Genomic DNA, 16,378 nt, shown 5'->3' with positions numbered 1-16,378 from the left:
CATGGCGGAGAACAACCCGCTGAAGGTCCACAACCTCCGTCCTGCCCCGGGTGCCAAGACCGCCAAGACCCGTGTCGGTCGTGGTGAGGCGTCCAAGGGTAAGACCGCTGGTCGTGGTACCAAGGGCACGAAGGCCCGTTACCAGGTTCCGGAGCGCTTCGAGGGCGGGCAGATGCCCCTCCACATGCGCCTCCCGAAGCTGAAGGGCTTCAAGAACCCCGCCCACAAGCAGTTCCAGGTCGTGAACCTGACCAAGCTGGCCGAGCTCTACCCGCAGGGTGGCGAGGTCACGGTGGCCGATCTGGTTGCCAAGGGCGCGGTGCGCAAGAACGAGCTCGTCAAGGTCCTGGGCCAGGGCGAGGTCTCCGTGGCGCTGCAGGTTTCGGTTGACGCCGTTTCCGGCTCCGCCAAGGAGAAGATCGCCGCTGCCGGCGGCACCGTCACCGAGCTCATCTGAGTTCGTTGGTTCAACTGACCGGGGATGCCCATCGTTTGGGCATCCCCGGTTGGTCGTTCCACGGGGGTAGGGTCGCCGGTAAGGTGGCATGGACTGTTGTTTTCCGGGGCCCCGGCCCCGGGCCCCCGCCGCGCGGGCCATGTCCGCGCGGTTTTTAGCCGCTCACTATTCGTCGATCCTCAAGACCGTCACCTCCCGCATTCAAGGCGGGGGGCGCAGGAGGCACCGTGCTCACCGCGTTCGCCCGAGCGTTCAAGACGCCCGACCTGCGCAAGAAGCTGCTGTTCACATTGGGCATCGTGGTGCTCTACCGGATCGGCGCACACGTCCCGGTCCCCGGGGTGAACTACGCGAACGTCGAGACCTGCATGAAACAGGCCGGCGGTAACAGCGGGTTGTTCGCCCTGGTGAACATGTTCAGCGGTGGTGCGCTGCTGCAGATCACGATCTTCGCGCTGGGGATCATGCCGTACATCACGGCGAGCATCATCCTCCAGCTGCTGACCGTGGTGATCCCGCGGCTGGAGGCCCTCAAGAAGGAGGGGCAGTCCGGCCAGGCGAAGATCACCCAGTACACCCGCTATCTGACCGTGGCGCTCGCCATCCTCCAGGGCACCGGCCTGGTGGCCACCGCCCGCAGCGGTGCGCTCTTCCAGAGCTGCCCGGTCGCCAGCGAGATCGTGCCCAGCGACTCCGTCTTCACCACCATCACGATGGTCATCACGATGACCGCCGGTACGGCCCTGATCATGTGGCTCGGCGAGATGGTGACCGACCGCGGTATCGGCAACGGCATGTCGATCCTGATGTTCATCTCGATCGCCGCCGGCTTCCCGGGCGCGCTGTGGCAGATCAAGCTCCAGGGCAAGCTGGCCGACGGCTGGATCGAGTTCTTCGCGGTGATCGCGGTGGGCCTGGCGATGGTCGCGCTGGTGGTCTTCGTCGAGCAGGCTCAGCGGCGCATCCCCGTGCAGTACGCGAAGCGGATGATCGGCCGCCGGTCCTATGGCGGTACGTCCACGTACATCCCGCTCAAGGTGAACCAGGCGGGTGTGATTCCCGTCATCTTCGCGTCATCGCTGCTCTACATTCCAGCCCTCGTTGCACAGTTCAGCGGGTCGAAGGCGGCATGGGCGACGTGGGTCGCCACCAACTTCACCAAGGGAAATCACCCGGTTTACATCGTTACGTACTTCCTGCTGATCGTGTTCTTCGCGTTCTTCTACGTCGCCATCAGCTTCAACCCCGAAGAAGTTGCCGACAACATGAAGAAGTATGGTGGCTTCATCCCGGGTATCCGGGCTGGTCGCCCGACGGCCGAGTACCTCAGCTACGTGCTCAACCGGATCACGTGGCCGGGCTCGCTGTACCTGGGGCTGATCGCGCTCGTACCAACAGTGGCGTTGGTGCTTTTCAACGCGAACCAGAACTTCCCGTTCGGCGGGACGAGCATCCTCATCATCGTGGGTGTGGGCCTGGAGACCGTGAAGCAGATCGAGAGCCAGCTTCAGCAGCGCAACTACGAAGGGTTCCTCCGCTGATGCGAATCGTCCTCGTCGGACCCCCGGGGGCCGGCAAGGGTACGCAGGCTGCGTACCTTGCCAAGAACCTCGAGATCCCGCACATCTCCACGGGGGACCTGTTCCGCGCCAACATCAGCCAGGGCACGCCCCTCGGCCGCGAGGCGAAGTCGTACATGGACGCCGGCAACCTGGTACCCGACTCGGTCACCATCGCGATGGCCGAGGACCGGATGGAGCAGGCCGACGCGGCCAACGGCTTCCTGCTGGACGGCTTCCCGCGGAACCTGGGCCAGGCCAAGGCGCTGGACGAGTACCTCAAGGACAAGCACCTCACGCTGGACGCCGTCCTGGACCTGGAGGTCCCCGAGGACGAGGTCGTGAAGCGGATCGCCGGCCGGCGCATCTGCCGCAACGACAGCAGCCACGTCTTCCACGCCGAGTACAACAAGCCGAAGGCCGAGGGCGTCTGCGACACCTGTGGCGGCGAGCTGTACCAGCGGGACGACGACCGCGAGGAGACCGTCCGCAAGCGGCTGGAGGTCTACCACACGGAGACCGAGCCGATCATCGACTACTACAAGGCCCAGGACCTGGTCGTCACCATCCCGGCCATGGGCAAGGTCGACGAGGTCACCAAGCGCTCGATGGCGGCCCTGCCGTCCCGGGACGCATAGCAGCACACGGCTTCCGATACGGCCGCGGTGCCCGCAAGGGGCACCGCGGCCGTATCGTGTACGGGGCGGTCGTGACGGCCGCCGGACAAGCGTTGTAGTCGGTTCAGGAAGGCGCCAGCCGTCATGGTGGAGATCAAGACCCCCGAGCAGATCGCGAAGATGCGCGAGGCGGGGCTGGTGGTCGCCGCCATTCACGCGGCGACCCGGAAGGCCGCGGTGCCCGGCGCCACGACCAAGGACCTGGACGACGCGGCGCGCAAGGTGCTCGCCGAGCACGGAGCGAAGTCGAACTTCCTCGGCTACGGCGGCTTCCCCGCGACGATCTGCACCTCGGTCAACGATGTCGTGGTCCACGGCATCCCCGACACCGAGACGGTGCTGCAGAACGGCGACATCATCTCCATCGACTGCGGCGCGATCATCGACGGCTGGCACGGCGACGCGGCGTACACCGCCTTCGTCGGGTCGGGTCACTCCGCGGAGCTGGTCGAGCTCAGCCGGGTCACCGAGGAGTCGATGTGGGCGGGCATCGCCGCGGTCGCCAAGGGCAACCGGCTGGTCGACATCTCCAAGGCGATCGAGGGCTACATCCGCCGCCAGCCCCGTCCGGCGAGCGGCAAGTACGGCATCGTCGAGGACTACGGCGGCCACGGCATCGGCTCGCAGATGCACATGGACCCGCATCTGCTGAACTACGTCGACCGCAAGCGCGGCCGCGGCCCGAAGCTGGTGCCCGGCTTCTGCATCGCCATCGAGCCGATGGTCAACCTCGGCACGGCCAAGACCCACGTTCTCGACGACGACTGGACGGTCAAGTCGAACGACGGCAGCTGGTCCTCGCACTGGGAGCACTCGGTCGCGCTGACCGAGGACGGCCCGTTGGTGCTGACCGCGCCGGACGGCGGCAAGGCCAAGCTGGCCGAGCTGGGCATCACGGCTGCGCCCGATCCTGCCGCAGGGTCCTGAGGGCCACAGAGCACCCTCGCTTCGCCCGAGCCGACCGCCCCGACGGGGCCGTCGGCGTAAGGATCTCCCCGAGTGGGCAATAATCCTGGATTCGTCTTTTCCCAGGCACTGTCGTAGACTGACGCGTCGGCTCTCGTGCATCCGTATGCCCTCTTGGTTGAGGGCGAGGTGCGGGGGTGTCGATCAAGGTAGCCGATTCGAAGGGCGAAGCGTGGCCAAGAAGCAAGGTGCCATCGAGATCGAGGGCACCGTGATCGAGTCTCTCCCGAACGCCATGTTCAAGGTGGAGCTCCAGAACGGTCACAAGGTCCTCGCGCACATCAGCGGCAAGATGCGGATGCACTACATCCGTATCCTCCCGGATGACCGGGTCGTGGTGGAGCTTTCTCCGTACGACCTGACGCGTGGCCGGATCGTCTACCGATACAAGTAGATCTTGTCGCCGCCCCGCTCCCGTGGGGTGACGGCACTGACCCGGAGAACCTCACATCCCATGAAGGTCAAGCCGAGCGTCAAGAAGATCTGCGACAAGTGCAAGGTGATCCGCCGCCACGGCCGGGTCATGGTCATCTGCGACAACCTGCGCCACAAGCAGCGCCAGGGCTGACGCACGCCGACCACCTGCATTTCGCAGTTTTCGCGCGACGCAACATACGTACATACGCAGTCACCCGACCCCCGCATTTCTCGCGTGGGACGACACCCTCGGCTCGGAGGCCGGGGACCCGGCTCGTAATTCTTCAGAGTCTTACGGGAACGGTGCTGCGGAAGACCTCCGAATAGCCATCAGGAGCCACATCAATGGCACGCCTCGCAGGCGTTGATCTCCCGCGCGAAAAGCGTGTGGAGGTCGCCCTCACCTACGTCTTCGGTATCGGGCGGACGCTGTCGCAGCAGACCCTCGCCGCCACCGGCGTGAACCCGAACACCCGTGTTCGCGACCTTGCCGAGGAAGACCTCATCAAGATCCGCGAGTACGTGGACAACAACCTCAAGACCGAGGGTGACCTCCGTCGCGAGATTCAGGCCGACATCCGCCGCAAGGTCGAGATCGGCTGCTACCAGGGTCTGCGTCACCGTCGCGGTCTGCCGGTGCACGGTCAGCGCACCAGCACGAACGCCCGTACCCGCAAGGGTCCGCGTCGCGCGATCGCCGGCAAGAAGAAGCCGGGCAAGAAGTAGTCCTCAGCAGGACGCACTGTGTGCTCTGGGGGACACCCCCCGGACCCCTGCAAGCGGTCTTCGCTGTAGGACCGACCACCTCCACGGGAGTAATGAATGCCTCCGAAGGGCCGTACGGCCGGCGCCAAGAAGGTGCGCCGCAAGGAGAAGAAGAACGTTGCCCACGGGCACGCTCACATCAAGAGCACGTTCAACAACACGATCGTTTCGATCACCGACCCCACGGGCAACGTGATCTCTTGGGCCTCTGCCGGCCACGTCGGCTTCAAGGGCTCGCGCAAGTCCACCCCCTTCGCCGCGCAGATGGCCGCCGAGTCGGCCGCGCGTCGCGCGCAGGAGCACGGCATGCGCAAGGTCGACGTCTTCGTCAAGGGTCCCGGCTCCGGCCGTGAGACCGCGATCCGCTCCCTCCAGGCCACCGGCCTCGAGGTGGGTTCGATCCAGGACGTCACCCCCACTCCGCACAACGGATGCCGCCCGCCCAAGCGCCGCCGCGTCTGACCAGCTGAAGTAGGAGACAAAACAATATGGCGCGTTACACCGGGGCCGACTGCAAGCGTTGCCGTCGGGAGAAGCAGAAGCTCTTCCTCAAGGGGAGCAAGTGCGAGAGCGCAAAGTGCCCGATCGAGATTCGTCCTTACCCCCCGGGTGAGCACGGTCGCGGGCGCACCAAGGACAGCGAGTACCTGCTCCAGCTTCGTGAGAAGCAGAAGTGCAGCCGTATCTACGGTGTCCTTGAGAAGCAGTTCGTGAACTACTACAAGGAAGCGAACCAGAAGTCCGGCAAGACCGGTGAGAACCTTCTGCGCATCCTTGAGACTCGTCTCGACAACGTGGTCTACCGGGCCGGCTTTGCCAAGTCCCGTGACCACGCCCGTCAGCTGGTCCGTCACGGACACATCACCGTGAACGGCCGCAAGACCGACATTCCGTCGGCTCGTGTGGCTGCCAACGACATCATCGAGGTTCGCGCGAGCTCCCGGAACCTGACCCCGTTCGCGGTGGCGCAGGCCGAGGCCGGCGAGCGGACCGTTCCGGCCTGGCTGGAAGCGATTCCGTCGAACCTGCGGATCCTCGTGCACAGCATGCCCGAGCGCCAGGTGATCGACACCCAGGTGCAGGAGCAGCTGATCGTTGAGCTCTACTCCAAGTAAGAGCTGACCGGTGGGGGCGGTACGGAGCCTATGGCGCCGTGCCGCCCGTACCCTTGTCAGTACAGCGGGCGTCAAATAGCGGGCGTCCACGACTGAAGGATCGAACAACATGCTGATTGCTCAGCGTCCCTCTTTGACCGAAGAGGTCGTCGACGAATACCGCTCCCGGTTCGTGATCGAGCCGCTGGAGCCGGGCTTCGGCTACACCCTCGGCAACTCTCTGCGTCGTACGCTCCTCTCCTCGATTCCGGGTGCGGCGGTCACGTCCATCCGCATCGACGGTGTCCTGCACGAGTTCACCACCGTGCCGGGCGTCAAGGAGGACGTCACCGACCTCATCCTCAACATCAAGCAGCTGGTCGTCTCCTCGGAGCACGACGAGCCGGTCGTGATGTACCTGCGCAAGCAGGGCCCCGGCCTGGTCACCGCTGCTGACATCGCCCCGCCGGCCGGTGTCGAGGTGCACAACCCGGACCTGGTCCTCGCCACCCTCAACGGCAAGGGCAAGCTGGAGATGGAGCTGACCGTCGAGCGCGGTCGCGGCTACGTTTCCGCCGTCCAGAACAAGCAGGTGGGCCAGGAGATCGGCCGTATCCCGGTCGACTCCATCTACTCGCCGGTGCTCAAGGTCACGTACAAGGTCGAGGCGACCCGTGTCGAGCAGCGCACCGACTTCGACAAGCTGATCGTCGACGTCGAGACCAAGCAGGCCATGCGCCCGCGTGACGCCATGGCGTCCGCCGGTAAGACCCTGGTCGAGCTGTTCGGTCTGGCGCGCGAGCTCAACATCGACGCCGAGGGCATCGACATGGGCCCGTCCCCGACGGACGCCGCCCTGGCTGCCGACCTGGCGCTGCCGATCGAGGAGCTGGAGCTCACGGTCCGCTCGTACAACTGCCTCAAGCGTGAGGGCATCCACTCCGTGGGTGAGCTCGTGGCGCGCTCCGAGGCCGACCTGCTCGACATCCGCAACTTCGGTGCGAAGTCGATCGACGAGGTCAAGGCGAAGCTGGCCGGCATGGGCCTGGCCCTCAAGGACAGCCCGCCCGGATTCGACCCGACCGCCGCCGCCGACGCCTTCGGCGCCGACGACGACGCGGACGCCGGGTTCGTGGAGACCGAGCAGTACTGAGTTTGTCCGGCTGGGGTCCGGGGCCGCGTGCCCCGGGCCTCAGCCGTGAGCCTTCCGCGGGGCGCCCGCCTCGTGGGAACTGACACCGGTACCTGATACGGCCGGTGCAGCAATGAAGGAGATACACCATGCCGAAGCCCGCCAAGGGTGCCCGTCTGGGCGGCAGCGCTGCGCACGAGCGCCTCATGCTGCGCAACCTGGCCACCTCGCTGTTCGAGCACGGCCGCATCACGACGACCGAGGCCAAGGCCCGTCGTCTGCGTCCGTACGCGGAGCGCCTGGTGACCAAGGCGAAGAAGGGCGACCTTCACAACCGCCGTCAGGTCATGCAGCTGATCTCGGACAAGAGCGTCGTGCACACGCTCTTCACGGAGATCGCCCCGCGGTTCGAGAACCGCCCGGGTGGCTACACCCGTATCACCAAGATCGGTAACCGTCGTGGCGACAACGCTCCCATGGCCGTCATCGAGCTGGTGGAGGCGCTGACCGTGGCCCAGCAGGCCACCGGTGAGGCCGAGGCCGCGACGAAGCGTGCGGCCAAGGACGCGGAGGCGGCCACGGCTGCCGAGGCGACCGAGGAGTCGAAGGACGCCTGAGTCCTGACTTACGTGTGAGCGGGTCCGCCCTTCGGGGCGGGCCCGCTTTCGCGTGGGCGGACGGGCTTCGCTTCGCCGTGGGCGGCGGGGCGGGCCCGCTGTGGCCGCGGGTTCTGCCCGTGCCGCAACGAGGGTCCATGGCGTGAGGGAGGATTGCTGTCGTGAGTGACGAAGTGGAGCCCGGGTTCGTCCGGGTGCGGCTGGACCTTTCCTATGACGGAAAGGACTTTTCCGGGTGGGCGAAGCAGGCCGGCGGGCGGCGGACCGTGCAGGGGGAGATCGAGGACGCGCTGCGGACGGTGACGCGGTCCGGGGAGACGTATGAGCTGACCGTGGCCGGGCGGACGGACGCGGGGGTCCATGCGCGGGGCCAGGTGGCGCATGTGGACCTGCCCGAGACGGTGTGGGCCGAGCACCGGGAGAGGCTGCTGCGGCGGCTGGCCGGGCGGCTGCCCAAGGACGTGCGGGTGTGGCGGCTGGCCGAGGCGCCGTACGGGTTCAACGCGCGGTTCTCGGCGATCTGGCGGCGGTACGCGTACCGGGTGACCGATCACCACGGCGGCGTGGATCCGCTGCTGCGGAGCCATGTGCTGTGGCACGACTGGGAGCTCGACGTCGACGCGATGAACGAGGCCTCGCGGCCGCTGCTGGGGGAGCACGACTTCGCGGCGTACTGCAAGCGGCGGGAGGGCGCGACGACGATCCGTACGCTCCAGGAGCTGAGCTGGTCGCGGGGGGCGGACGGGATCATCACGGCGACCGTCCGGGCGGATGCCTTCTGCCACAACATGGTGCGGTCGCTGGTGGGGGCGATGCTGTTCGTGGGGGACGGGCACCGGCCGGTGGAGTGGCCGGGGAAGGTGCTGGCCGCCGGGGTGCGGGACTCCGCGGTGCATGTCGTACGGCCGCACGGGCTGACGCTGGAGGAGGTCGGCTACCCGGCCGATGAGCTGCTGATGGCGCGCAATCAGGAGGCGCGGAACAAGCGGACGCTGCCCGGGAGCGGGGCCGGCTGCTGCTGACCGGCGGCCTGGAAGGCCTCGCCGGTGGCGCCGCCGGGAAGGGCGGCGCCACCGGCGACGGTCAGGACTTGCCGGCCTTCTTCCGGGCTTCCCGCAGCTGCTGCTCGGCGACCTTCGCGGCCTGGTCCTTGCCGCGCTGGGTGATCTGGCTGAACGCGTAGGAGCCGCCGTCCTGGGCGATCTGCCGGGCCTTGGTCTCGGTGGCGGTGACGTCCTTGCCGTTGAGGTAGCCGGCGATCGTGAAGTAGGCGTAGCGGCCGGTGGCATTGGTCGCCATCCGGCACTTCGTGCCCTGGCAGAAGTCCGCGGGGACCCCGCCGCCGGGCAGCGGCATGAGGTTGGCCTTGTTCTCGTTCATGACCTTGGCGGCCTTGGCGGGGGAGTCGAAGACCGCGATGCCGACGGTGACGGCGACGCCGTCCTTGGCGTACGTGGCGCGCAGCAGCTGCTTGCAGCCGTTGTGGGTCAGCGACGAGACGAGCGGTCCCTGGGCGGCGGCGGTGCAGTCCTTGGTGGTGGCGGTGTGGGTACGCGGGTAGGTGTGCTCGCCGACGACCATGCTCTTCTGCGCGAAGAGGGTGGCCGGGGTGAGCGGCGCCTTGTCCTTCTTCGGGTCGGAGATGAAGTCCCGCGGGTTGGGCGGGGGCGGCACGGAGACGTCGGGGAAGGACGGCTTGTCGTCCGGCACCGCGGCCTGGTCGGACGCCGTGGGCGCCGCCGTCGGGCTGCCGCCCGGAGAACCACTGCCGCCGGCCATGACGGCGACGGTGACGATGCCGGCCACCGCGAGGGCCGCCAGCGCACCGCCGCCGATCCACAAGCGGCGTTTGCGGCGGGCCTGCGCCTCGCTCTCCGCGGCGAGTGCACCCCAGTCCGGAGTGGACGACGACGAACCCCCGGGGCCGTCGAACGGCCCCCCTTGCCCAAAGCTCATGCCGCGCATCCTAATGGGGTTGGTGGAACGCTCGAAGGGCGGTCACAATCCCGCTCATGGGACATCTTGAGGCCGGACATCTGGAGTACTACCTGCCGGACGGGAGGGTCCTGCTGGGGGATGTGTCCTTCCGGGTGGGGGAGGGCGCGTCGGTCGCGCTGGTGGGGGCCAACGGCGCCGGCAAGACGACACTGCTGCGGCTGATCGCGGGGGAGCTCCAGCCGCACGGCGGGGCGGTCACCGTCAGCGGCGGACTGGGCGTGATGCCGCAGTTCGTGGGCTCCGTACGGGACGAGCGCACGGTGCGCGACCTGCTGGTCTCCGTGGCGCAGCCGCGGATCAGACAGGCCGCGGCGGCGGTGGACGCCGCCGAGCTCGCGATCATGACCGCCGGGGACGACGACGAGGCCGTGCAGATGGCCTATGCCCAGGCGCTCAGCGACTGGGCCGAGGCGCGCGGCTACGAGGCCGAGACGGCCTGGGACATCTGCACCATGGCGGCGCTGGGCATGCCGTACGAGAAGGCCCAGTGGCGGCAGGTGCGCACGCTGTCCGGGGGCGAGCAGAAGCGGCTGGTGCTGGAGTCGCTGCTGCGCGGCACGGACGAGGTGCTGCTGCTGGACGAACCGGACAACTATCTGGACGTGCCCGGCAAGCGCTGGCTGGAGGAGCAGCTCCGGCAGACCCGTAAGACGGTGCTGTTCGTCTCGCACGACCGGGAGCTGCTGGCCCGTGCGGCGGAGAAGATCGTCAGCGTGGAGCCGGGGCCGGCGGGCTCCGACGTCTGGGTGCACGGTGGCGGCTTCGACACCTTTCACGAGGCGCGCAAGGAGCGTTTCGCCCGCTTCGAGGAGCTGCGGCGGCGCTGGGACGAGAAGCATGCGCAGCTGAAGAAGCTGGTGGTCTCGCTGCGGCAGGCGGCCTCGGTCAGCCATGAGCTGGCCTCGCGCTATGCGGCGGCGCAGACCCGGCTGAAGAAGTTCGAGGAGGCCGGGCCGCCGCCGGAGCCGCCGCGCGAGCAGGACATCACCATGCGGCTGCGCGGCGGGCGCACCGGCGTACGGGCGATCACCTGCGAGAACCTGGAGCTGACCGGCTTGATGAAGCCGTTCGACCTGGAGATCTTCTACGGCGAACGGGTCGCGGTCCTCGGCTCCAACGGCTCCGGCAAGTCGCACTTCCTGCGGCTGCTGGCCGGCGACGAGCAGAACCCCGTCCCGCACACCGGCGCATGGAAGCTCGGCGCCCGTGTCGTCCCGGGCCACTTCGCGCAGACCCACGCCCACCCCGAGCTGCTGGGCCGCACCCTGCTCGACATCCTGTGGACCGAGCACGCCAGGGACAAGGGCCAGGCCATGTCGGCCCTGCGCCGCTACGAGCTGGAGCAACAGGCCGAGCAGCGCTTCGAGCGGCTCTCCGGCGGCCAGCAGGCACGCTTCCAGATCCTGCTGCTGGAGCTGTCCGGCACGACGGCGCTGCTGCTCGACGAGCCGACGGACAACTTGGACCTGGAGTCGGCGGAGGCGCTCCAGGAGGGCCTGGAGGCGTACGAGGGGACGGTGGTGGCGGTGACGCACGACCGCTGGTTCGCCCGGTCCTTCGACCGGTTCCTGGTGTTCGGGTCGGACGGGCTGGTGCGGGAGACGGCGGAGCCGGTGTGGGACGAGCGGCGGGTGGTGCGGGACCGGTAGGGGCGTCTTTCCGCCGGAGCGGGTGTGCAGCGTGCGGCGGCGGGCACCCACGGTGATCGCGGAGGCGGCGGCGGGACGGGACCGCACGCCGGTTCGGGGGGCGTTTTGACCCGACCGGGGCCGGGCCGGTATTCTGCCTGTTCGTTATGCGTATTGGCTTGCTCTATCTCACGTGAGGGGGCCCTTACGCGGTCCACCGGGCCGATGACCAGCGACGGACGATCGGGTTGCGTCACCCGTAGTGCCGCTCCTGCTGGTGTGATCGGTCGTGGTGACCAGTACAGGACCCGTCCCCGCGGCCTCTGGGCCAGGGGATACCCCACCTCTGAAGAAGCGAAGGCTAACCGTGCGTACGTTCAGCCCCAAGCCCGGCGATGTCCAGCGCCAGTGGCACATCATTGACGCGCAGGACGTTGTCCTGGGCCGTCTGGCCACCCAGGCCGCGTCCCTCCTGCGGGGTAAGCACAAGCCCGTTTACGCGCCGCACGTTGACATGGGTGACTTCGTCATCATCGTCAACGCCGACAAGGTGCACCTGTCCGGCAACAAGCGGACCCAGAAGATGGCTTACCGCCACTCGGGCTTCCCGGGTGGTCTGCGCTCCGTCCGCTACGACGAGCTGCTCGACAAGAACCCCGAGAAGGCCGTCGAGAAGGCCATCAAGGGCATGCTCCCCAAGAACACCCTCGGCCGTCAGATGCTCTCGAAGCTGAAGGTCTACGCGGGCGCCGAGCACCCGCACGCTGCGCAGCAGCCGGTCCCGTTCGAGATCACCCAGGTCGCGCAGTAAGTCCGGCCACCCCCTAAGACGACAGAGAATTCTGAGGAGCATCGTGGCCGAGACCACTCCCGAGACCGTCATCGAGAACGACGACGCCGTCGAGGAATACACCACTGAGACCGAGGTCGTGGAGTCGGAGTACACCTCCGAGTCCCTCGCCTCCCGCTTCGGCGACCCGCAGCCGGCTGCCGGCCTGGGCCGTCGCAAGAACGCCATCGCCCGCGTCCGGATCGTTCCGGGCACCGGCCAGTGGAAGATCAACGGTCGCACCCTTGAGGGCTACTTCCCCAACAAGGTGCACCAGCAGGAAGTCAACGAGCCCTTCAAGGTGCTCGAGCTCGACAACCGCTACGACGTCGTGGCCCGCATCTCCGGCGGCGGCATCTCCGGCCAGGCCGGTGCGCTGCGCCTGGGCGTGGCCCGTGCGCTGAACGAGGCGGACGTGGACAACAACCGCGGCGCGCTGAAGAAGGCCGGATTCCTCAAGCGTGACGACCGTGCGGTCGAGCGCAAGAAGGCCGGTCTGAAGAAGGCCCGTAAGGCGCCGCAGTACAGCAAGCGCTAATCCGCGCTCGCTGCGACATGCAGCACTTGGCGAACGCCCCGGTGGCACGGATCCGTGCTGCCGGGGCGTTCGGCTATCCACGACCAGGGGCGTATACCTGGACTTAATGCTCTGGTCCAAGCTCATCTACTCGGAGGACACCAGTGGGACGACTCTTCGGCACGGACGGTGTGCGCGGCGTCGCCAATGCGGATCTGACGGCGGAGCTGGCGCTCGGTCTGTCGGTCGCTGCGGCGCATGTGCTCGCGGAAGCGGGCACATTCGAAGGTCACCGGCCGGTGGCGGTGGTCGGACGCGATCCACGCGCGTCCGGTGAGTTCCTGGAGGCCGCGGTCGTCGCGGGTCTGGCCAGCGCCGGCGTGGACGTGCTGCGGGTGGGCGTGCTTCCGACCCCGGCGGTCGCGTATCTGACCGGCTCGCTCGGCGCGGACCTCGGCGTGATGCTCTCCGCCAGCCACAACCCGATGCCCGACAACGGCATCAAGTTCTTCGCCCGTGGCGGCCACAAGCTCGCCGACGAGCTGGAGAACCGGATCGAGCAGACCTACCGCGCCCACAGCTCCGGTGAGCCGTGGGCGCGGCCGACCGGCGCCGGCGTGGGCCGGGTCACCGTCTACGACGAGGGCTTCGACAACTACGTCGCGCATCTCGTCGGCGTCCTGCCCAACCGCCTGGACGGGCTGAAGATCGTCGTCGACGGCGCCCACGGTGCGGCGTCGCGGGTCTCGCCCGAGGCGTTCGCGCGGGCCGGCGCCGATGTCATCACGATCGGCACCGACCCCGACGGCCTCAACATCAACGACGGCTGTGGCTCCACCCACCTCCAGCTGCTGCGGGCGGCCGTCGTCGAGCACGGCGCCGACCTGGGTGTCGCCCACGACGGCGACGCGGACCGGTGCCTGGCCGTGGACCGCGAGGGCAACGAGGTCGACGGCGACCAGATCCTGGCCGTCCTGGCGCTCGGGATGCGCGAGGCGGGGACGCTGCGCAAGAACACCGTCGTCGCCACCGTGATGTCCAACCTGGGCTTCAAGCTCGCCATGGAGCGCGAGGGCATCGACCTCGTCCAGACCGCGGTCGGCGACCGGTACGTCCTGGAGGAGATGAAGGCGCACGGCTTCGCGCTGGGCGGTGAGCAGTCCGGGCATGTGATCGTGCTGGACCACGCCACCACCGGCGACGGCACGCTGACCGGTCTGATGCTGGGGGCCCGGGTCGCCGCGACCGGCCGGCCGCTGGCCGAACTGGTGCGCGTCATGGAACGGCTGCCGCAGATCCTCATCAACGTCCCCGACGTCGACAAGTCGCGGGTGACCACTTCTCCCGAGCTGACCGCGGCGGTCGCCGAGGCGGAGCGGGAGCTGGGCGCCACCGGCCGGGTGCTGCTGCGGCCGTCCGGCACGGAGCCGCTGGTGCGGGTGATGGTGGAGGCCGCGGACATCGAGCAGGCCCGGTCGGTGGCCGAGCGGCTCGCCGACGCGGTCAAGTCCGCGCTGGGCTGAGCCCTTTCGCAGCTTCCCGGGCCTGTCCTCCCAGGGGTGTCTTCCCTAGCGGAGGGCGGGCCCGGTGTCGTGCCGGGCCCACAGCAGCTTCTGTGCCGCCAGGGTGAGCGTGCCGGCGATGATGATGCCTGCCAGGTTGAGCAGGAGCTGTTCCATGGAGTGCCAGGCCTGGCCGTACTCCTGGTAGCCGAGGGCCACCGCGGCGTTGGCGGCGGCCGGGACGGTGGTGACGGAGATCGCCACGCCGACCAGGGCGCCCGATTTGGCGGACGTCAGTGACAGCACCCCGGCGATGCCGGCGAGGACCGCGACGACGAACGAGAACCAGTCGGGCCGGTAGATGAAGTTGGTGTTGGGGCGCGCGGCCTCCAGCGCCTCGATGCGGAAGAGGCCGACCGCGTCCATGAAGAGGCTGAAGCCGACGGTCACCACCATCGCCAGCGCGAAACCGACGAGCAGCGCCTGGACCGAGCGCCAGGCCAGGCGCGGTGCCCGCTGGACGAGCGCGGTGCAGATACCGGCCAGCGGGCCGAACTCCGGGCCCACGGCCATCGCGCCGACGATCAGGATCGCGTTGTCGAGGACCACACCGCAGGCCGCGATCATCGTGGCGAGGGTCAGGAACGCGAGGTAGGTGGCCGAGAGCGTCGACTCCTCATGGGTGGCGTCGGTCAGCGACTCCCACAGCACGGCGTCCGCGCCCTCGCCGGGTGCCTCGTCCTCCGCCCGGTCGGCCCGCCGGGACAGCGACAGATCGATGTTCTCGATGGCGATCGAACCGGTCCGGTCGAGATCCATCGCCCGCAGCCGGGCCAGCAGCCCGTCACCGGCCTCCCGTGCGACATCGCACAGCACCACATCGCCCTGCGGATCGCGGGCCGCCCCGCTCAGTACGACCAGATGGGTCGTCCCGACGGTCGTCTCCAGCAGCTGGAGCACCTCGTCGGTACGGTCCGCAGGGACGATCAGGCGCAGATGCAGCACGGCGTTCGCACTCCCTAGAGCTTGCGCAACGACAGTCGTTGCACCTTGTGGTCCGGTCCCTTGCGCAGCACCAGGTTGGCGCGGCCGCGGGTCGGCGCGACGTTCTGTTGCAGATTGGGCTTGTTGACGGTGCGCCAGATCATGCGGGCGTAGTCGAGGGCCTCGTCCTCGGAGACCTGGGTGTACTTGCGGAAGTACGAGAACGGGTTCTGGAAGGCCGTCTCGCGCAGTTTGCGGAAGCGGCCGAGGTACCACTTCTCGATGTCCTCGGTGCGGGCGTCGACGTAGACGGAGAAGTCGAAGAAGTCGGCGAGCCCGAGGCGGGTGCGGCCGTCCTTGCCGGGCAGCGCCGGCTGGAGGACGTTCAGGCCCTCGACGATGAGGATGTCCGGGCGCTGCACGGTCAGCCGCTCGCCGGGCACGATGTCGTAGATCAGGTGGGAGTAGACGGGCGCGGTGACCTCGGCCTTGCCGGACTTCACATCCGCGACGAAGCGGGTCAGCGCCCGCCGGTCGTAGGACTCCGGGAAGCCCTTGCGGGACATCAGGCCGCGCCGGTGCAGCTCGGCGTTGGGGAAGAGGAAACCGTCGGTGGTGACCAGCTCGACCCGCGGATGCTCGGGCCAGCGGGCCAGCAGGGCCTGGAGCAGCCGGGCGGTGGTGGACTTCCCGACGGCCACGCTGCCCGCGACCCCGATGACGAACGGGGTACCGGGCTGGGGGCCGCCGCCCACGTCGCCGAGGAAGGTGTTCAGCGCACCACGCAGATTGCTGGTGGCGCCGACGTAGAGGTTGAGGAGCCTGGACAGCGGGAGATAGACATCGCGCACCTCGTCGAGGTCGATGACATCGCCCAGGCCCCGCAGCCGTTCGACCTCGTCGGCCGTCAGGGGCAGCGGGGTCTTCTCCCGCAGGGCACTCCACTGCGCGCGCGTCAGATCGACGTACGGGGAGCTGTCGGCGCGGCGTCGTTGCTGCGGATCGGTCGTCATGGGCACGGGCCCATTGTGCGCAGCCGCCACACGCCGTTCATCTCGGGGTGCCCGACCGGGGGGCCCGGGGGCGGGGTTGTGGCCTCGTGGCCGGCTTGGGTGTTTCTCTGCCCGGCTGTCTGTACCCGAGGGATTTTGCCCGGTACGGTCGGCTGCGGGGAGAGGCCCGGCCGCGGGCCGTGGACGAATCAGGGGGTGCGTGTGCGAGCGCGTAAGACCGGTC

Annotated in this window: 19 protein-coding genes; 16 read left to right on the top strand and 3 right to left on the bottom strand. The window is 68.4% G+C overall.

Features of this window, described 5'->3' with window-relative positions:
• Position 1 precedes the first annotated feature (1 nt).
• The 12 genes from rplO to truA all read left to right on the top strand — a co-directional run bounded on the left by rplO (position 2) and on the right by truA (position 8,706).
• Entirely contained in the window at positions 2-457 is a 456-nt protein-coding gene (gene rplO, locus K7C20_RS16545) for a 50S ribosomal protein L15 (RefSeq protein WP_030074798.1), read from the top strand.
• 227 nt (positions 458-684) lie between these two features.
• Positions 685-1,998 carry a preprotein translocase subunit SecY gene (secY, locus tag K7C20_RS16540; RefSeq protein ID WP_053208556.1) on the top strand — a complete coding sequence of 438 codons (1,314 nt, stop codon included), beginning with the start codon at positions 685-687 and terminating at the stop codon, positions 1,996-1,998.
• The gene (locus tag K7C20_RS16535) at positions 1,998-2,654 is read left to right on the top strand and encodes an adenylate kinase (protein WP_222892618.1); all 657 of its coding nucleotides are present in this window, start codon (positions 1,998-2,000) and stop codon (positions 2,652-2,654) included. The genes secY and K7C20_RS16535 overlap by 1 nt, the downstream gene beginning before the upstream one ends.
• A 123-nt stretch (positions 2,655-2,777) precedes the next feature.
• Entirely contained in the window at positions 2,778-3,620 is an 843-nt protein-coding gene (map, locus tag K7C20_RS16530; protein ID WP_053208558.1) for a type I methionyl aminopeptidase, read from the top strand.
• A gap of 211 nt (positions 3,621-3,831) precedes the next feature.
• Complete coding sequence (gene infA, locus K7C20_RS16525) at positions 3,832-4,053, top strand: translation initiation factor IF-1 (RefSeq protein WP_003956442.1); 222 nt, start codon at positions 3,832-3,834, stop codon at positions 4,051-4,053.
• 60 nt (positions 4,054-4,113) lie between these two features.
• Entirely contained in the window at positions 4,114-4,227 is a 114-nt protein-coding gene (rpmJ, locus tag K7C20_RS16520) for a 50S ribosomal protein L36 (protein ID WP_003956441.1), read from the top strand.
• A 194-nt stretch (positions 4,228-4,421) separates the two neighbouring features.
• Complete coding sequence (gene rpsM / locus K7C20_RS16515) at positions 4,422-4,802, top strand: 30S ribosomal protein S13 (RefSeq protein WP_030074809.1); 381 nt, start codon at positions 4,422-4,424, stop codon at positions 4,800-4,802.
• Between the two features lie 96 nt (positions 4,803-4,898).
• A complete protein-coding gene (rpsK, locus tag K7C20_RS16510) occupies positions 4,899-5,303 on the top strand; it encodes a 30S ribosomal protein S11 (protein ID WP_004571845.1) in 405 nt (134 codons plus the stop codon).
• Between the two features lie 26 nt (positions 5,304-5,329).
• Entirely contained in the window at positions 5,330-5,956 is a 627-nt protein-coding gene (rpsD, locus tag K7C20_RS16505; RefSeq protein ID WP_030074811.1) for a 30S ribosomal protein S4, read from the top strand.
• Between the two features lie 109 nt (positions 5,957-6,065).
• Complete coding sequence (locus K7C20_RS16500) at positions 6,066-7,088, top strand: DNA-directed RNA polymerase subunit alpha (protein ID WP_003956430.1); 1,023 nt, start codon at positions 6,066-6,068, stop codon at positions 7,086-7,088.
• Between the two features lie 128 nt (positions 7,089-7,216).
• The gene (rplQ, locus tag K7C20_RS16495; protein WP_030074813.1) at positions 7,217-7,684 is read left to right on the top strand and encodes a 50S ribosomal protein L17; all 468 of its coding nucleotides are present in this window, start codon (positions 7,217-7,219) and stop codon (positions 7,682-7,684) included.
• 161 nt (positions 7,685-7,845) lie between these two features.
• A complete protein-coding gene (gene truA, locus K7C20_RS16490; RefSeq protein WP_030074815.1) occupies positions 7,846-8,706 on the top strand; it encodes a tRNA pseudouridine(38-40) synthase TruA in 861 nt (286 codons plus the stop codon).
• Between the two features lie 61 nt (positions 8,707-8,767).
• Here truA and K7C20_RS16485 read toward each other — a convergent pair whose 3' ends face one another.
• Positions 8,768-9,640 carry a hypothetical protein gene (locus tag K7C20_RS16485; RefSeq protein ID WP_053208559.1) on the bottom strand — a complete coding sequence of 291 codons (873 nt, stop codon included), beginning with the start codon at positions 9,638-9,640 and terminating at the stop codon, positions 8,768-8,770.
• A gap of 56 nt (positions 9,641-9,696) precedes the next feature.
• On the opposite strand from K7C20_RS16485, the gene K7C20_RS16480 reads away from it, so the two are divergent.
• The 4 genes from K7C20_RS16480 to glmM all read left to right on the top strand — a co-directional run bounded on the left by K7C20_RS16480 (position 9,697) and on the right by glmM (position 14,179).
• Positions 9,697-11,331, top strand: a complete 1,635-nt coding sequence (locus K7C20_RS16480; RefSeq protein WP_053208560.1) for an ABC-F family ATP-binding cassette domain-containing protein — start codon at positions 9,697-9,699, stop codon at positions 11,329-11,331.
• A gap of 346 nt (positions 11,332-11,677) precedes the next feature.
• Entirely contained in the window at positions 11,678-12,121 is a 444-nt protein-coding gene (gene rplM, locus K7C20_RS16475) for a 50S ribosomal protein L13 (protein WP_006604900.1), read from the top strand.
• Positions 12,122-12,164: 43 nt separating this feature from the next.
• On the top strand, positions 12,165-12,677 hold the full coding sequence (gene rpsI / locus K7C20_RS16470) for a 30S ribosomal protein S9 (RefSeq protein WP_018090882.1): 513 nt from the start codon (positions 12,165-12,167) through the stop codon (positions 12,675-12,677).
• A gap of 143 nt (positions 12,678-12,820) precedes the next feature.
• Entirely contained in the window at positions 12,821-14,179 is a 1,359-nt protein-coding gene (gene glmM, locus K7C20_RS16465) for a phosphoglucosamine mutase (protein WP_053208561.1), read from the top strand.
• Between the two features lie 45 nt (positions 14,180-14,224).
• On the opposite strand, the gene K7C20_RS16460 is transcribed toward glmM, so the two are convergent.
• Positions 14,225-15,163: a DUF389 domain-containing protein gene (locus K7C20_RS16460; protein WP_030074826.1), complete on the bottom strand. Its 939-nt coding sequence runs from the start codon at positions 15,161-15,163 to the stop codon at positions 14,225-14,227.
• Between the two features lie 14 nt (positions 15,164-15,177).
• A complete protein-coding gene (gene coaA, locus K7C20_RS16455) occupies positions 15,178-16,161 on the bottom strand; it encodes a type I pantothenate kinase (protein ID WP_037839425.1) in 984 nt (327 codons plus the stop codon).
• Positions 16,162-16,378: the final 217 nt, after the last annotated feature.

The sequence above is a fragment of the Streptomyces decoyicus genome (assembly GCF_019880305.1).
GTDB classification, from domain to species: Bacteria; Actinomycetota; Actinomycetes; order Streptomycetales; family Streptomycetaceae; genus Streptomyces; species Streptomyces decoyicus.
Note: the sequence above shows the minus strand (reverse complement) of the source record. Positions and strands in the feature narration are given on the sequence as shown.

What these genes read in the sequence shown, in the direction of transcription:
- rplO (WP_030074798.1), top strand. Translation starts at nt 2, where the DNA reads ATGGCGGAGAACAACCCGCTGAAGGTCCACAACCTCCGTCCTGCCCCG.
- K7C20_RS16535 (WP_222892618.1), top strand. Translation starts at nt 1,998, where the DNA reads ATGCGAATCGTCCTCGTCGGACCCCCGGGGGCCGGCAAGGGTACGCAG.
- map (WP_053208558.1), top strand. Translation starts at nt 2,778, where the DNA reads ATGGTGGAGATCAAGACCCCCGAGCAGATCGCGAAGATGCGCGAGGCG.
- rpmJ (WP_003956441.1), top strand. Translation starts at nt 4,114, where the DNA reads ATGAAGGTCAAGCCGAGCGTCAAGAAGATCTGCGACAAGTGCAAGGTG.
- rpsM (WP_030074809.1), top strand. Translation starts at nt 4,422, where the DNA reads ATGGCACGCCTCGCAGGCGTTGATCTCCCGCGCGAAAAGCGTGTGGAG.
- rpsK (WP_004571845.1), top strand. Translation starts at nt 4,899, where the DNA reads ATGCCTCCGAAGGGCCGTACGGCCGGCGCCAAGAAGGTGCGCCGCAAG.
- rpsD (WP_030074811.1), top strand. Translation starts at nt 5,330, where the DNA reads ATGGCGCGTTACACCGGGGCCGACTGCAAGCGTTGCCGTCGGGAGAAG.
- K7C20_RS16500 (WP_003956430.1), top strand. Translation starts at nt 6,066, where the DNA reads ATGCTGATTGCTCAGCGTCCCTCTTTGACCGAAGAGGTCGTCGACGAA.
- rplQ (WP_030074813.1), top strand. Translation starts at nt 7,217, where the DNA reads ATGCCGAAGCCCGCCAAGGGTGCCCGTCTGGGCGGCAGCGCTGCGCAC.
- K7C20_RS16485 (WP_053208559.1), bottom strand. Translation starts at nt 9,640, where the DNA reads ATGAGCTTTGGGCAAGGGGGGCCGTTCGACGGCCCCGGGGGTTCGTCG.
- K7C20_RS16480 (WP_053208560.1), top strand. Translation starts at nt 9,697, where the DNA reads ATGGGACATCTTGAGGCCGGACATCTGGAGTACTACCTGCCGGACGGG.